Genomic DNA, 15,534 nt, shown 5'->3' with positions numbered 1-15,534 from the left:
CGGGCCGGCTACCGCCTCCTCCGCCACCGCATCCTGCTCAGCTGACACTCCCGCGGGCCCAACGATCAACGGCTACGAAAATCTTGGAAGACCCGCTCGTTTGACAGTCCCAGCAGGTCAGCCCACCGACCACCGATCACAAAAACCGCTCCTGGACAGACGCATTGCGGAAGCTCGGCGTGAAGTGGGCGGCAGCGTAGGCGCTACGGATGGCAGTCCGGCCGTGGGCGGCCACCCGTCGCGGGCGTTGTTCTGGCCTAGCTGCCGTGCTGAATTGTGAGGTCCAGGCCGGCGGATGCTACGCCGATCTGCGCGAGTCCGCCCATCACAGTGTCGAATAGCGAGCGGCAACTCGTGCGGGTCACTGACCGTCGAACGCGATCGGCTCCTGGCGGAGCAGGTCGGGGCGGGCTTCAGCAAGGTCGAAGGCGTGCTTGAGGCCCTCCAGGAGGGCGGGCTCGATCCAGTAGATGCGCCTGCGGTCGTCCCGCTCAAGGAGGTTGGACCGGCTGTCGGGGCCGACCCGGCGTCGTACGGCGCGGATGCTGGTGAGTGTGCCGCCGATCCGCTCGATCGGTGTCTCGGGGTGCACGGCGAAGTGGTCCTGGACTTCTTCGTAGGAGGCGGTGCCGTCCACTTCGACCAGGCGGCGCAGCACGGCCCGGGCGCCGGGGACCACGGCGGCGACGGTGTCGAACAGCATCCGCTCCGTCCAGCCCTGCCCCAGGCTCACCGCTCAGGGTCGCCGGGCCCGGCCGGGGCACCGCCGCGGGGGCATCGGGCCAACTGCTCGCCACGGCGGCGGGGTTGAGGCCGTAGGCGGCCTGCACGGCCGCGATCGCCTGCTCGTAGGTATCGGTCTGCGTGTCTATCGTCAGCTGCACACCCTCCCTTGTACCGGAGTCACGGTGGCGGCCGGATGCCTGGCGGGTCCGCGCCCGGAGGTGCAGCTCAATCCAAGGGGTGGGGTGCGCCTGATGAACCGGGCGTCCTCCAGACAGGGCTGGACGGTGGCGATTCAGTTCAGGTCGGTGAACAGGAGGATGCCGAGTTGCCCGCCGGAAAGGACGCGATGCGGCCGGCGGCGGCGTGGCGGATCGGCGGCGCAGTGGTCGAACGTCCCGGGGGCGGCTGCCTGCGGTCAGCTTGTGTGCGCGGAGGGAGTGGCCGGCACATCGCAGCTGACTTCTGTGGGTCGCCTATGAAGTGACTGTAAATAGTCTTCAACTTCCATGATCTCCCCCCATAGGATCTTGCGCCTATGCGACCAATCGCACACCTGTTTGAGCCCTTACGGGGAAGGACACGAATCTTCGTGCATCGACATAAACGCTGGTGGTTACGTGCGGCTTTAGGCGCGATGCTGCTGACGCTGACCGGTGTCATGCCAGCCTCTGCCGAGACGGCCCCGATCGAGCCCAATACGGCCAGCAGCCTGTATCTGCCGCCGTCGGCGACGCCGGCCGCAGGACCCGAACTCCACGGCGACGCCCTCGCGGCTGCCGGTGGGCGGCCCGTCTCGGGCAAAACCCCGGAGGCCGGCCCGGCATGGAAAAAGGTGGGGGATACATGGCAAGTGGATCGCACCACCGTGACCCTGCGCAACACGGTGACCGACCCAGATGGCGACCAGAGTGATCTGACGTTCGACGTGTGGACCGTGAACACGGACGGCTCGCCGAAGGCACACCTCGACACCGATAAGAACCAGTACGGCATGCCCGTCTCCGGCTACGTCAAGTCCGGTGAGAAAGCCTCCGTCACCATCGACTACGGCTACCTCAAGCCCGGCTCGACGTACGCGTTCCGTACTTCCGCCTACGATGGCGGCCTGTACGAGACTGACTGGTCCCCGTGGGCGAAGTTCACGATCCGCAGCCACGCCGTCGACATCACCTTGCCTGAGCCCAACAAGGACGCGCCGGCCGTTGACCTGGACCAGTATCAGAAGCCGCAGGTCACCAACGACCATGTGAATTCATCCCCCGGCAACCCCGGCTCGCTGACCAGGGACGAGTTGCCGGCACCACTCGGCAAGGGCTGCAAGGAGACAGGCGCCAGGATCTACTGCGCCACGGTTGGCAGGCCTGCGGACATGACGCCTGACGAGCGTTCGCAGGTGGCAAAGGGGCTGCGCACCGTCGGTGTCTCCAGCCTCGTCTCCTGGTGCGACGGCGCTGCGGTCGGCCAGGACTACATCAAGCGCACCGAAGGCTGCGTGAAAAAGGCGAACGAAATCACCAACACGATCTATTCCAGACTTCCCAACGGGGAGATCTGGCCGGTGGGTCGCGCTATTTTCGCCTCGCAGATCGAAATCAAGACAGACATCAAGTCGAATACGTTCACCCAGCAGTGGACCTTGAAGCCTCTGTCCTTCCGTGACGCGGCCGGCGAGGCTTCGGAGTGGGGACCGCTCACCTTGCGGCCCAAGTTCAGCTGCGCCCCTCAGTGCGCCACCAGCGCCCCCACGTGGTCGGCGCCTCCCACCTGGCCGACGACCGGCGTTGACTACCACGAGGCAACCGCGACGTTCACGCACACCGTCAGCGGTGTACAGGCCGGCGGCATCGTTCCTGTACAGCTCATCTGGAAATGGGACAACACCGTCCCCAATCAGCTGCCGGACGCTTTCCCCGACGGGGACATCGGCAACTCGGTGCCTGATCTCGACATCCGCTGCGATGCCGTTTCCACGGCTACGCCGGGATGCGTGTTCTCCGCCTACAAGCCGACCTGGGTCATGAACTTCAAGAAGTTCCCGGCTTCCGTCGCACACGCCTGGCTGACACAGACCAAGCTACCCAACCACCCCGGAAGCCAGACAGCTGGCAAGCCGCTGCTGTACTTGCCGGCCAGCGGCTCCAGCACCGGGCGTACACCGACCCAGAACCGTGCCGTGATCTGTCCGTCAAGTTGGGCCGCAAAGTCAGGCAACCCCGACACGACCACCCTCCCGGGCAACACGCCCAGCGGGAACGACCCGCTGTCGTGCGACGAGTTCGCCTATGCCGCCACCTACAACAGCGGCGGCATGCCGGCCCCCGACGGACTCAACCCGGTCTCTTCGGGTAATCAGTGTGTGCAGACATACTCACAGCGCACCCAGACCGATGTGTGGCACTTCTATGACGACATGCGCCAGGCTGCACCAACGTGGAAGGAAGTCTGCGGACGCTCCACCATGTCGAACTGGATGAACACACAGTCCATGCAGCCGTTCCCGTCGCAGTTCACGCAGCCGAACCGGATGCTCGAAAAGGACGCCTACTGGTACTACGCCCCCGAATTCTCCGGGTGCAGCGCAACCGCAGCGACCGTGAAGTGCACGGTCAAGTGACCTGAACAACCTGTGGGAGCGGTGCGCATCGACTACGGTGGCGCCGCCCCCGCTCCTTTCCTGACAGGAGATGCTGCTTCATGACCGACGGCCTTCAGTGGCTCGAAGACCCGGTTCCCCTCCCCGGCGGCTACTGCACCATCTTCGCGCGCGGTATCGATCCCGAAGACCTCGTACGGCGGCTCGTTCCTAATGCCGAGCCCCGCTTCATCGGCCTGCGCACACATGAAGCATTTGAAGCCGACCTGTTCCAGATCGACCGCAGCAAGCCCGTGGACACGACCGTGGGCGTCCGCTACGGATCGGTCGGTGACCTTTCTTTCTTCATCGGCTACGGCCCCTGGCAGGAGACCCTCAGCCAATTCGACACTCCTGAGATCTCTCACGGCGGTGCGCATACATACGAGCTCTATTTCATGGCCGAGCACCCGAACGTCCCTCCCCCGCATTTCCGTTACAACCATGACGGTGTGTACGAAGTGATGTGTGATCTCAACAACGACGACTGGGTAGGAGTCGTCAATGTCCTTGGGAACAACGCCGAGCTGGTCGCCGCACTGGAAGCCGACAAGCGGCGCCCCATGGAGATCCTGGAGCAGCGGTTCGGTCTGACTCTGCCGAAGGAAGCGATCCTCACCGGTACCCTGCCCGCCGCCGTCATCAAAACCTGACAGCAGCAAACCCTGCGGGGGTCCGCACAGACGCGAGGTGACCCGCAAACCCCCACCGCATGGCAGCACCACCACACAGCGGATCACCGTACGCGTTCGCGAGACCGGCAGGCCAGGAACCGCGCAGCCCTCCAGACCTCACACTGAGTAACAAGTTCCTGCGGGCCCGTCAGATGCACGAAAAGTGAAAGAAGAGGCTAACCAGCTCAAAAGCCCGCAGCCCGGCGAGGAACCGGAGGAATGCCGGGCCGGCAGGGATCCGGGGTACGTCCGTGGCGTCCAGTACGCGCTCTGAACGCCGGATGGCCCCGGCCGGCCGAACAGCCGGGGCCATATCCCGTGGAATCTCGTGCCGCGAGTGTGGGAAGCAGGGTCAGTGGTGGCGGCCATCGCCGTGGTGGCGGCGCCCGCCCCAGGAGGCGTCGTCGATGAAGCGGTCGTGGTCGTTGCGCAGGGTGGCCGTGTCGGAGGAGTTGTCCCACACGTAGTTGCGATCAGTGCGATGTGCCGGCTTCGTGGCAGTGAGCCAGCTGGGGATGTACCACCCCATGACAGCCGCGAGGTCGCGAAGTACCACCGCCGTGTCAGTGGCAAGCCCCCAGCCACAGGCCGACAACCAGCTGGAACACAGTTCTCCCACTCGACCGTGACTGACACGCTCTCGCTGACACGAAGCCGACACATCGCAGTTTGATCGCGCCCGCTGAGGCATAGGCGCGCGGGTGGGCGACAGGAGGCGTGGTGGCAGGAGGGGACGGGGGCTCGGTCGTGCTCTCAGAGCAGGAGAGCCTTGACGTGCTGCGCCGAGTGGTCCTCCCGGCGGCGACACGAAGCGCCGTCGCACAGCCCCGGCCGGTCGTGGTCGTCGTCGCCGGGCAGCCCGGCGCTGGGAAAACACAGATCGCCGACCTCGTCCAGGCGGTGCTGCACCGGCGCGGTGGTGCTGTGCGGGTCGGCCGGGACCTGTACAAGCCAGCCCACCGCCACTACGCGGGAGCCCTCGACTCCGATGTTCGAACGGCCGGGGCCCTGGTCCGCCCCGACACCGCCCGCTGGCAGGCCGCCGTCGAAGACGTCGTCCGCGAGCGGGGCTTTGACGCCGTGGTGGAGTCGGCGTTGGCCGACCCGGACGACTTCCGCGCTTCCTCCCGTGCTTACCGGGCCGTCCGTCACCGGATCGAGGTGGTGGCGGTGGCAACTGCGGAGGCGCTGAGCCAGGTGGGCATCGTCGACCGCTTCCTCACCGAGGACGCCTTCGGCGGCGGCCGGTACGTCTCCTGGGAGAACCACGACACGTGCGCGAAGAACATGCTGGCAACGCTGGCCGCCATCGAGGACGAGCAGCTCGCCGACCGCGTCACCGTTGTACGGCGCGACGGCACCGTGCTGTACGCCAACGAACTCAACCCCGACTGCGGTTGGCGACGTCGGCCCGCTGCCGCGCGGGCGGTGCAGCGAGAGCGGTCACGGCCGTGGACCGCGCCCGAGACCGCCTCTTTCCGCCGCGAGCTGGCCCGTACCGACCGGCGCGTACACGCCGAACTCGTCAGCGAGGACCGGCGCCTGGCCGTGCAGCGGGACACCGAGCGCGCGGCCGCCTGGTCCGAGCCGGTCCGCCGCATCACCCAGCCCCGCAGACGCGCGCCCGGCGTCGACTACCACCGGCTCTCACCCGACGAACACCGCTGGATCTTCGACGAGCTGATCGCCCCGTCGTACCTGAACCGCATCGTGCCCCGGGACGACCCGCGAGCCGTGTACGTCCTGGGGCAGCCCGGAGCGGGCAAGCTCCTGGCCGCCAGGATGGTCCGCCGCGCCATGCGGCCCGGCACGACCCGCCTGGTTGGCGATGACTTCAAGGCCTCGCACCCCGACTACTACCAGCTGCTGCGCGACGATCCCCGCAGCGCCGGGGCAGCGATCCGAGCCGACTACAAGGCGTGGTTCGCCCAGGCTGAGGAGTACGTACGCCTGCGGCGCGGCGACGTCCTGATCGAGGGCGCTCCCGGCAGCTCGGAGGAGTTCTTCGACAGCGCGCTGCCGTTTGCGACCACCGGCTATCCGGTCGAACTCGTGGCTCTGGCCGTACGGGAAGCTGACAGCCGTCTCGCCACCGCGCTGCGTTACGCCCGGGCGCTGCAGCGCGGCGGCACCGGTCGGTTCACCACTCGCGCCGGGCACGACACGTGCTTCCGCGCGCTTACCGACGTCGTTGCCGTCGCTGAGCGGCACCCGCAGATCGCCGCCGTGACCGTGATCCGCCGGGACGGCCACGCCCTGGTGCGCCACGAGACAGGCGGCGCCGGGCGGGCGTCGTGGGCGCTGACGGCGGAACGGCTCCGCCCGTACACCGAGCAGGAGGCCGCCGCGTTCCTCCGCCTCCACCAGGCGCTGCGCCAGGCGCTCCCGCAGCACCGGGCCGAGCTGGACGAGATTGCCGCGCTCGCCCGGCCCCTGATGCCCCTCGGGTGCAGCCGGCCCGCATTGACCGGCCGCACCCGCCGCTCTGGCCCCTGCCCGTCCCGCTACGGGCACCGGGCTACGACTCGTTGAGCTCCTTCAGCCGGGCCGCGTAGACGGCGGCGATCCGCTCGGCCTCCTCCGGGTCGGCGGTCGCCAGCTGCGCCTGGTCGGCGAGCACGGCCTGACGGCCGGCCTTCAGCTCCTCAATCCGCTCCTCGTCGGGCACGGGTGCGCGGCGCTCCTTGACGATCTGGGTGTTGTACCAGTTCACCACCTCCTGGAGGACGTCCTCCGATGCTTGCTCCTCGCCGCCCTCCAGGCCGGAGAACTCGGGGCTGGGGATGTCGGACACGGCTACCACCTTCGTGCTGATCTTGATAGGAAACGGCCATTGTCTCCCCGGCCGATTCCGGTGGCACGGTGCCCCAACGCGCCGCGTCCGTCGAACCGGGCTCCTTCGCGCTCTGCGGTATCCGGGGGATGCTTCCCCAAGGGGCCGAAGGCGGGCGTAGGTTGGGCCGAGATGATCACCGATACGGGGGTGGGCCGTGGCAGGCCGGGATCTCAGGGCGCTGTTCAGCACCAACGACCGCACGCTGGAGGCTGGAGAGGCGTTCACCAACCGCCAGCTTCAATGGGAGCTCGTCGCGGCCGCGCTCACCGGACACCTGCAGCACACCACCCACCCGGCCTTCGACGTCGAAGACCTCGAGGCCCCGCGCGACAACGTTATGGTGTTCCACGGGGTCGGCGGCATCGGCAAGACGACGCTGTCCCGCAAGGTGGAGGCGGCACTCGCCAGCGCCGAGCACAGGCCCGCGCAGTGGGGCGAACCCACCTGGGCCAGTGAGCGGATCCTGCCCATACGGATCGACCTGTCCCGCTCGGCCGGCACCTCTTTCGAGGACCTGGTGCTGACGATCCGGGCCGCCCTGAGCCCGCTCGGCAGCCCGCTGCCCGCCTTCGATGTGGCGCTGCGCCGCTACTGGGAGCAGCAGCACCCCGGCGAGTCGCTGGAGGAGTACCTGCACCGCGGCGGACTGGCCGGCCGGTTCGGAAAGGCGATGCCGCAGCAAATGCAGTCCGCCATGGCCGACGTCGCCCAAGCCCTCCTCCTGCCTGGAACCGTCGGTACAGCGATCGGCCAGATCACGGGCTCCCTCATCCGCGCACTGCGAGAGCGGCGGCAGACCGTACGGGCGCTCGCCGGCTGCGCGCGGCTCGCCGACCTGCTGGAGGCCGAACCCGACCTGGAGACGCTCTCCTTCTACCCGCACCTGCTGGCGTGGGAGCTCACCCAGCTGCCAGCGGACAAGAGGGTCACGCCGGTGATCCTGCTGGACACCTTCGAGGACGTCGGCGACCGCACTCACCGCGACCTGGAGCGCCTCATCCAGCGGGTGGTCTGGCTGATGCCCAACGCCTTCTTCATCGTCACCGGCCGGTCTCGCCTGCAGTGGACGGACACCGCCCTGCAGGGCCAGCTCGACTACACCGGCCCCGTCGCCTGGCCCGGCCTGGCAACCCCCGCCTCGTCAATCCCGGCCGCCCGGACGGCATCCGCCACCGTACGAGGCCGCGGGCGGCAGGTGCTGGTCGGCGACTTCTCCCCCGAGGACTGCGACGACTATCTCGCCCGCCGGCTCTCCTGCGACGGCCAGCCCCTCATCAGCGCGGAGACTCGCCACGTCATCACCGACCGCTCCCACGGCCTGCCTCTCTACCTGGACCTGTCCGTCCTGCGCTTCATGGAGATCCGTCGCACCCGCGAGCCGGTCCCGGCCGACTTCGACCACGACTTCGGCGCCCTGATCGCCCGCACCCTGTCCGACCTCACCCCCGACGAGCGCCACGTCCTGCGCTCCATCAGTCTGCTGGACGCCTTCGACCTCACCCTGGCCACCGCCACCGCCGGGCTGCCACACCAGGCACCGGCCAGCGGCTGATCGAGCGGCCCTTCGTCCGCGAGAACCCCTTCGGACTGTGGCCGTATCACCTGCACGGCCTGATCCGCTCCACCATCCGCAGCGCCGCCGACGCCACCGACGACCGCTGGACCGAGCGCGACTGGCAGCAGGCCGCCGAGCGCGCCCTGGCCGCCCTCGGCACCCAGTGGACCCTGGCTGAAGGCGCCGGGCGGGACCGGATGGTGCTGGTCGGCTGCCTGCGCCAGGGCCTCCCGCTCGCCCGCGACTTCGGACTCAACCTCGGCTGGCTCACCGACGCCGCCTGGGCTTACGTCAGCGACTCCGTGTGGGAGCCCATTGCCCCACCCGCCCACGACCGTGACACCGCCGCGCTGCGCACCCCGGCCGACGCGCTGGTGGAAACGCTCAGCACTCTGGCGCGCCGGCAACGCGAACACCGCGCCCACACCGTCGCCCGGCTCACCCCCGTCATCGCATCCGGCCTGCTGCCTCAAGACCTGCACGAGATGGCCCTCTACTATCGGGCCAAAGCCCTTCGCGACATCGGAGCAAGCGCCGATTCACGCCGCGACTACCAGTACGTCGCCGACGGCAGCGGCCGTCTCGCCCACAACGCCCGACGCGGCCTTGCCCAAGCCGCCCGCCTCGCCGGAGACTTCCCCACCGCACTCGCCGCCGCACAACACCTGGGCTGGGAAGGCCGCCACCAGCGCGTCCTCGGTGACCTGTACTGGATCCAGGGCCAGCCGCAACGCGCGGCCGAGGCGTACCTGGCCGGCCGCCTCGAAGCCGAACAGCACGCCAAGTCCGGCGAAGCCGCACACAACCAGGCACTGCGCGCCCTCGCCGTCGCGTTCACCGACCCCCATCAGGCCGACGACGAACTCGACCTGGCCCAGCAGCTCCTGGCTGGCCTCGCCCTGCGGGCCACAACGGCCAACGCCGGCATCGCCGCCCTCATCCGCGACGCGGGCGACTCCACGATCGATGACCGGGGCCGCGCCCTGCGCACCGAACTCGACGCCGCGGGCCTCACCTCGACGACCCCCACCCTCGACATCGCCCTCGCCTTTCACCAGGCCGTCCTCGACGACCACGACGCGCTCGCAGCCACCATCGACCGGCTCCGCCAGCAGACGAGGGACGGCACGTACGCCTACTACACCGACATCGCACACTTCATGGCCGACCTGCCCCTCCCCGAGCCCTCCGCCGCCCGCTGGATCGACGGCCAAGACGCCGTACGCGACCGGTGGCGCGCCCTCGTCACCGCCCGCCGCAGCCACCTGCACCCAGCCGACTGACCACCCGCGGCTGGCTCGTGATTGCTGCCTATGCACCGCCGTCCAGGACGTGCGGCCGGTCTCCAGTGCTGGCACCACCGAGTACGGCCAGCCGGGCACCATCTGATGCTTGCCCTCACCCCGCCCGAGGTATGGCAAAAGGCCCGGTCAGCACACGTGTTGGCGTCCGGTCGCAGCCACGGCGAGACATCCACCGCCAGCACGAGCCGACCGTCCGCCGCCCGTGGCAACGGCACCCCAGCCAGGACGCGACGCAGCCGGGCAACATCGATCCGGCCCTGGTTGAGTCCGCCGTACAGCGCTCCGTGCCCACGGCGGTGCTCGGGCAAGCGGTCTGAGCAACATCTGAGCTGCGCCAACGTACAACCGTTCGGCCCCAATGCCGGTCTCTTGTTCGCAGACCCCACGCACCACCGGCCACGCACCTCGCTTCGGCGCTCAGATCGCCACCGACTGAGCCCGCCGCCTGCGCGACTCACAAGGAGCCTCAGCACCCATGCCCGTCCGCACAACGGCTACGCTCGCCACCTTCCTGGTGGCGGGCCTCGTCCCCCTCTCCCTGCCCGTCGCGGCAGCGAGCGCCGCGCCCGCGAAGTTCGGCGACGACTTCAACGGCGACGGCTTCCGCGACTACGCGTACTCGAGCTTCAGTGCCAGAGGGGGCGGCGGCGTCACCGTGGTCTTCGGGACTGCCACCGGGCCCGGCCCCACGAAGCAGCGCATCACCCAGTCGAGTCCCGGTGTGCCCGGCGCAGACGAGGCCGATGACATGTTCGGCGAGGTACGGGCCGCCGCGGACTTCGACGGCGACGGATATGGCGACCTCGCGGTGGCGGCGACCGGCGAGAACGGCTTCCAGGGCGCCGTGACGATTCTCTGGGGCTCCCCCTCCGGCCTGTCCACGGGCACGACCCTCCCGAACAAGAACCCGGGCCGGAACAACTACATGGGCAAGGATCTGGCGACCGGCGACTTCAACGGGGACGGCAAGCAGGACCTGGCCGTCATCAACGAAGCCATGACCTACGTCTACCGCGGCCCGTTCAAGCGCTCCGGCACCACCGGCACCGTGACCAAGCTCGACAAGACATCGTCCTTCTACGCCTCGGCCCTGATCTCCGGCAAGGTCAACGGCGACAAGAAGACCGACCTCGCGATCATCGGTGACGTGATCAGCCCTGAATACGTCGCGTCCGACGTCTGGTTCATCAAGGGTGGCGCGAGCTCGCTCACCCCGGGCAAGAGCCTCCGCCTGGAGTCCGAGTCCGGCAACGGCGGCAGCGCCGAGCGCGGCGGCGACGGTGTCATCGCCGACTTCGACAAGGACGGCTACGGCGACATCGCCGTCGGCACATCCCTCTACTCGAAGCACAAGGGCCGCGTCAGCGTCTGGTACGGCTCGTCCGCCGGCCCATCCCGAAGCACCCGCCTCACCCAGTCGACCAGTGGCGTCGCCGGATCCCCCGAGAACCGGGACGAATTCGGCTCATCCATTTCAGCGGGCGACGTCAACGGCGACGGCTACGCGGATCTCGCAGTCGGCGTGCCGGGCGAGGAGATCGACGGCCAGGACTACGCGGGCGGCGTGCACATCTTCAAGGGGCGGGCGGGCGGCCTGTCCGGCGCCGGTTCGCAGTGGTTCGCCCGCAACACCCCTGGCGTACCGGGTCCGTTGACGGCCGACGAGCAGTTCGGTGGCGTGGTACGGCTGCGCGACACGGTCGGTGACGGAACGGCCGACCTGTACGTGAGCGGTGCCGGCTCTCTGCGGCTGCCCGGCTCAGCCAGCGGCATCACCACGGCGGGCGCAACGGAGTACAAGGCGGCGCCCATCGACAGCTTCCTGGAATGACTCCCCTAGACAAGTAGGAGCCTGTCTTTGAACACCCGTCGTCCGCCGGGAGCACGCGCGCAGCAGCGGTCGGTGCGCGCAGCAAGCGTGCGTGCCGGGCGCCGGGGCGCAAACAGGGGTTCAAAGACAGGCTCTGACGTTCTCAAGAACGCATCCGCTGCGCACCGATCAAGCTTGATGAGAATCTCTCAACCTTCGCTGCGACGGCTCAGATGCGGGCAATTCCCAGGGTCGGGTCAGTAGTCGCCTACACCGCGCCGCGGGCGCGCTCGGCCGGTTCCCCTACCGAAGACCCGGCTGTGCGGACCTGCGTGCGCGGCCATCGCACTCGCCGACCCGAGGGGGCGACCAGGCTGACGATGCGCCGGGTCGCCACGGAACTCGGCATACCGACAACACCTACTTATGGATTGAGATCCAGTACGCGGACCGGCTCGCCGATCCACCGGTCAGGTGCCGTCGTGGCAATGATCGCTCCGTCGGGACGGTCCGGGGTGGGCTGAGGGAGTGTGCTGCGGCCCAGGTGTTCTGCTGGGCCACGGCGAGGGCGGCGGGCAGGTCCAGGTCCAAGACGGCGATGCCGGGCGGGGCGGCGAGATGCTCTGCTGTACCGGGCCGGACACGGTCGGCTTCGACCAGTGCGCACGCCGGGACGTAGAGGAACCAGCCGGCCTCCGCGTGAGCCCGGTGGATTAACCGGGAGACGATGTGCATCGCATCGCTCACTGGGCCGCCGCCTGGGCCAGCCGACGATCAAGCTTGCTGTCGAGGTCACGCTCCTCAGCCGGAGTCGGCGCGTAGCCGGTCCACTCCTTCAAAGCGGCGCGGGTCTGCTCAGCGCTCGGCCCGCTCAGTCGGCGTAAGCAGGGTCTCAGCGAGACGGGCCAGGTAGGCGCGCAGCGACATGCCCTCGGCTGCCGCTGTGGCGGCGAGCCGGTCCCGGGCTTCCTCGGGGATACGGATGTTGGCGTCGGACATCATCGTGCTGCTGTCGGCCGGTCCACCGCGGGCCCGCGCGGTAATGGGAACGCGAGTTCTACGCCAACGACCTCGATGACCCCCGCGCTCTGATCGCCGTCTCCGCCGCCTCCAACCGGTCCAAGGCCGACCAGGACCCGTCCACCTGGCTTCCCCCGTCCGCTGGCTACTGGTGCACGTACCTCACCAACTGGGTAGCCGACAAAACCCGTTACCAGCTCGCCATCGACCCCGGCGAGCAGAGCGCGCTCGCCGAAGGCCTCGCCCGCTGCCCCGATCAGCCCATCACCGTGACCCTCGCCCGCTGAACGAGCGGCAGGGCCCGTCACCACGGGGGAAAGTGACGGGCCCGGCCAGCACCACGGTCCCACACCCTCATCCGATGCGCGCAATTCCATCGGTGAAGCCGGCGTATCAGAACAAGCCTCGTGCTCATTTTCAGAACTGGCCGATATAGAACGCCAGTTCGTCTCAGAGCTGTCTGTCCTGACGATTTGACCCGTGATGTGATCACCACGAGTGACAGACCTATCACAGGCGTCACTCGGCATCGATCACCACGGGGAGACATTCGTGCGTTTCAGATACAGAAAGATACTTTCGGCTGGGGCAGTCACTCTGGGGCTGCTGAGCGGCTTCCTGACCACCGCGCAGGCCTCCACATCCACCTCGACAGCCGCGCCGGCTCCGGTGTCCATCACGGCGAAGACGACAGCTGCCCAGGCGAGGGCCGCCTGTGATGCCCAGCTGAAGGCCGCCCGCGACGCCAGCAGCAGCAAGCCGGTCGCCTGCGTCACCTGGGGGACGACGAAGCCCACCGCCGCTGAGCGCCGGGCCGCCATCAGCGCGTGGCCGACACCGAGGTGGTGCGAGGACCACGGCGCGAACAACACCTGGTACGTCAACCGGTTCCAGGCCTGCGGTGTCTTCAAGGGTGACGTGACCGTGCATGACGTTCGCACTGGCCGGGTCACCGGCAAGATGCACTACCTGGCCGTCGGCTACTCCTACAGCAAGCGTGATATCAAGGCGTGGGCCTACCAGGTGGAACTTGTGCAGGTCAGCGCCTCGGGTGACGGTGTGGGCAGCAGCGCGAACGGGAAGGGCACCTGCGCGGGCAAGTGCAAGGTCACCGAGAGCAAGTTCCCCACGCAGGCGATGAGCAACAACAAGGAGTCCGTTGGGCAGTTCTTCTTCGACACCACCATCAAAACCACCCCCAAGGGACAGAAGGGCGAGGGCCAGGGGACGGCACACTGGAGGTTCACCAACCCCAAGTGGGCCGCGCCCACGAACGAGATGACGCTGGGCCAGCCGCCCGTGCGGTGCGACAACGCGCTGCCCGGCACCTCCAAGATCGGCTGCGTGATGCCGTACATCCCGGAGATGGTCTACGCCAAGCGCGGGGAGTACCCGGAGCTCGCCAAGCACATCGAGTACGCCCAGAACACCAAGCACCTGCCGGGCAAGCACGGCACCACGAAGTACCTGACCCGCCTCACCAACAAGGACAAGATCCGGCAGAACCGGAACAAGGCGTGCCCGTCCAGCCGGCCCCGGCCCGCGGGCAAGCAGTGCGACGAGTACCCGTTCGCCTCCACCTGGCAGGGTGCCTCCACCGGAGGCGGCAACTTCAGCTGGCGCATGATCAACGCCACGCAGAACGAGGAGGGCGGCAAGGCACTCGGCCGTTTCTACCTTTACAACCGGATCCTGGAGAAGGATAGGTTCCTCGTGTGGATCAAGCCCTGACCAGTCTTCGATCACCCGGGAACACGCCATGAGCGATCAGGCCGAGCAAGGGCACGGGCTCGTGCCCGTGCAGTACCACCAGTTCCAGATCAACGACGAGGACGGCCCCGCCGGCCCCGACCTGCCTCGCGAGCACAACGGGCTGGTCGTGGTGCAGGATGGCATCGCTACGGTCCACACCGGAATCCATACCGGCGACGTCGATGTCACCGTCGCCCTGCACACCGACGCCCCGCAGTCTTGGGACGCCGGGTGGGACGAGATTGTCGAAGTGTCCCTGCGTTCGGCGTCGGGAGAGCTGATGGTGCGTGGCCTGATGGACGACCTGGACGAGGAGCTGCCGGTGCTGTCCTTCGACGGTCCTGGCGACTACCGGCTGCGCATCCACGCCCGCGGCCGGGACACCGCCATCGACCTGGCCCCGGATGAGGTCACCGAGTGGTACCTCATCCAGGTATGGCCGGCACCGGCGCAGTCCGCGGCAGTGCTCCACCAGACCGACACCTACGGGGCATCCGTCCGCGCCCGCTGACCGACGCGTTACCCGTTGCCCCCTTGCACCCGCACTCAGACGGTGCCCGGGCGCTACGGCTGGTGTCTGGCTGGCATTGGCCGAGAGCCGTGCCAGGGACCGTGGCCAGAGCCTTGGCGACTACATCGCTGGCCTCGTGAGGGAGGACGCCGAGGGGCTGAGGCAGCGAGGTCTGGACGCCGCGCAACGCTTTCTCGATGAGCATCAGAGCGTGTTCGACGAGGCAGAAGAGGCAGACCGCCGCCCGCCGCAGGCGCACGCCGCGTGATGGAGCTGTCTATCGACGTCCCCTGGATCCTGCAGGTTGCCGAACTCGCCGGCGCCGGTGCCCCCGCCCCTGACAACTACGGGGTGCCCGTGGCAGCAGGCGCCTGCCACCGTGCCGAGCTGCTGGGGACGCCCGTCTCGTCTGGGGCTGCCTCCGCCTCCGGGAACGCCCGCCGACTGAGATCACGCATCGCGCGCGCTCGACAGCCTCCGCGACGGCCGGATCAACGGGCCGCTCGGGCCGCCTCCACAACCACCAGTAGCAGCACAGGTGATACGCAACCGGTGCCGCGTCCCACCCTCTGAACTGCACACATACGGCTGCGGCCCGCGAACACACCAGGTGTTTTGGGGGCGCCACCCGTGAAGCGGGGCGGGGCAGACCGGGGGCCGGTAAAAACATAGGGAGAGAGGGGGGGTTGGGAAGAGTGTTAGTAAACAAGGGTT

Annotated in this window: 11 protein-coding genes and 4 pseudogenes; 9 read left to right on the top strand and 6 right to left on the bottom strand. The window is 68.4% G+C overall.

Annotation, left to right across the window (positions count from 1 at the left end):
* Positions 1 to 361: 361 nt before the first annotated feature.
* Positions 362 to 733 (bottom strand): hypothetical protein, encoded by a 372-nt coding sequence (locus tag ABZ471_RS43700; RefSeq protein ID WP_359074727.1) that lies wholly within the window; start codon positions 731 to 733, stop codon positions 362 to 364.
* A gap of 627 nt (positions 734 to 1,360) precedes the next feature.
* On the opposite strand from ABZ471_RS43700, the gene ABZ471_RS43695 reads away from it, so the two are divergent.
* Positions 1,361 to 3,340, top strand: a complete 1,980-nt coding sequence (locus ABZ471_RS43695; protein WP_359074726.1) for a hypothetical protein — start codon at positions 1,361 to 1,363, stop codon at positions 3,338 to 3,340.
* Between the two features lie 80 nt (positions 3,341 to 3,420).
* Positions 3,421 to 4,011 (top strand): hypothetical protein, encoded by a 591-nt coding sequence (locus ABZ471_RS43690; RefSeq protein WP_359074725.1) that lies wholly within the window; start codon positions 3,421 to 3,423, stop codon positions 4,009 to 4,011.
* A 373-nt stretch (positions 4,012 to 4,384) separates the two neighbouring features.
* Here ABZ471_RS43690 and ABZ471_RS43685 read toward each other — a convergent pair.
* Positions 4,385 to 4,504 (bottom strand): annotated as a pseudogene (locus tag ABZ471_RS43685) (lamin tail domain-containing protein); the annotation flags it as partial.
* A gap of 275 nt (positions 4,505 to 4,779) precedes the next feature.
* On the opposite strand from ABZ471_RS43685, the gene ABZ471_RS43680 reads away from it, so the two are divergent.
* On the top strand, positions 4,780 to 6,564 hold the full coding sequence (locus ABZ471_RS43680; RefSeq protein ID WP_359074724.1) for a zeta toxin family protein: 1,785 nt from the start codon (positions 4,780 to 4,782) through the stop codon (positions 6,562 to 6,564).
* On the opposite strand, the gene ABZ471_RS43675 is transcribed toward ABZ471_RS43680, so the two are convergent.
* The gene (locus ABZ471_RS43675; RefSeq protein ID WP_359074723.1) at positions 6,551 to 6,826 is read right to left on the bottom strand and encodes a hypothetical protein; all 276 of its coding nucleotides are present in this window, start codon (positions 6,824 to 6,826) and stop codon (positions 6,551 to 6,553) included. The genes ABZ471_RS43680 and ABZ471_RS43675 overlap by 14 nt on opposite strands.
* A 196-nt stretch (positions 6,827 to 7,022) precedes the next feature.
* Between ABZ471_RS43675 and ABZ471_RS43670 the strand changes: the two genes are divergently transcribed.
* Positions 7,023 to 8,420: a hypothetical protein gene (locus tag ABZ471_RS43670; RefSeq protein ID WP_359074722.1), complete on the top strand. Its 1,398-nt coding sequence runs from the start codon at positions 7,023 to 7,025 to the stop codon at positions 8,418 to 8,420.
* A 200-nt stretch (positions 8,421 to 8,620) separates the two neighbouring features.
* Positions 8,621 to 9,706: a hypothetical protein gene (locus ABZ471_RS43665; RefSeq protein ID WP_359074728.1), complete on the top strand. Its 1,086-nt coding sequence runs from the start codon at positions 8,621 to 8,623 to the stop codon at positions 9,704 to 9,706.
* Between the two features lie 39 nt (positions 9,707 to 9,745).
* On the opposite strand, the pseudogene ABZ471_RS43660 reads toward ABZ471_RS43665, so the two are convergent.
* Positions 9,746 to 10,035: pseudogene (locus tag ABZ471_RS43660) on the bottom strand (transposase); the annotation flags it as partial.
* A gap of 167 nt (positions 10,036 to 10,202) precedes the next feature.
* On the opposite strand from ABZ471_RS43660, the gene ABZ471_RS43655 reads away from it, so the two are divergent.
* Entirely contained in the window at positions 10,203 to 11,558 is a 1,356-nt protein-coding gene (locus ABZ471_RS43655; protein ID WP_359074721.1) for an FG-GAP-like repeat-containing protein, read from the top strand.
* 403 nt (positions 11,559 to 11,961) lie between these two features.
* Here ABZ471_RS43655 and ABZ471_RS43650 read toward each other — a convergent pair.
* Both ABZ471_RS43650 and ABZ471_RS43645 read right to left on the bottom strand, forming a co-directional pair.
* Positions 11,962 to 12,272: pseudogene (locus ABZ471_RS43650) on the bottom strand (hypothetical protein).
* Between the two features lie 8 nt (positions 12,273 to 12,280).
* A pseudogene (locus tag ABZ471_RS43645) lies at positions 12,281 to 12,536 on the bottom strand (hypothetical protein).
* Positions 12,537 to 13,226: 690 nt separating this feature from the next.
* Here ABZ471_RS43645 and ABZ471_RS43640 point away from each other — a divergent pair.
* The 3 genes from ABZ471_RS43640 (at position 13,227) to ABZ471_RS43630 (ending at position 15,088) form a co-directional block, all read left to right on the top strand.
* Positions 13,227 to 14,288, top strand: a complete 1,062-nt coding sequence (locus ABZ471_RS43640; RefSeq protein ID WP_359074720.1) for a NucA/NucB deoxyribonuclease domain-containing protein — start codon at positions 13,227 to 13,229, stop codon at positions 14,286 to 14,288.
* 28 nt (positions 14,289 to 14,316) lie between these two features.
* Positions 14,317 to 14,820, top strand: a complete 504-nt coding sequence (locus tag ABZ471_RS43635; protein ID WP_359074719.1) for a hypothetical protein — start codon at positions 14,317 to 14,319, stop codon at positions 14,818 to 14,820.
* Positions 14,821 to 14,956: 136 nt separating this feature from the next.
* On the top strand, positions 14,957 to 15,088 hold the full coding sequence (locus tag ABZ471_RS43630; protein ID WP_359074718.1) for a hypothetical protein: 132 nt from the start codon (positions 14,957 to 14,959) through the stop codon (positions 15,086 to 15,088).
* The last annotated feature ends 446 nt before the right edge of the window (positions 15,089 to 15,534 follow it).

This window comes from Streptomyces sp. NPDC005728 (assembly GCF_040630895.1).
Taxonomy (GTDB): domain Bacteria; phylum Actinomycetota; class Actinomycetes; order Streptomycetales; family Streptomycetaceae; genus Streptomyces.
Note: the sequence above shows the minus strand (reverse complement) of the source record. Positions and strands in the feature narration are given on the sequence as shown.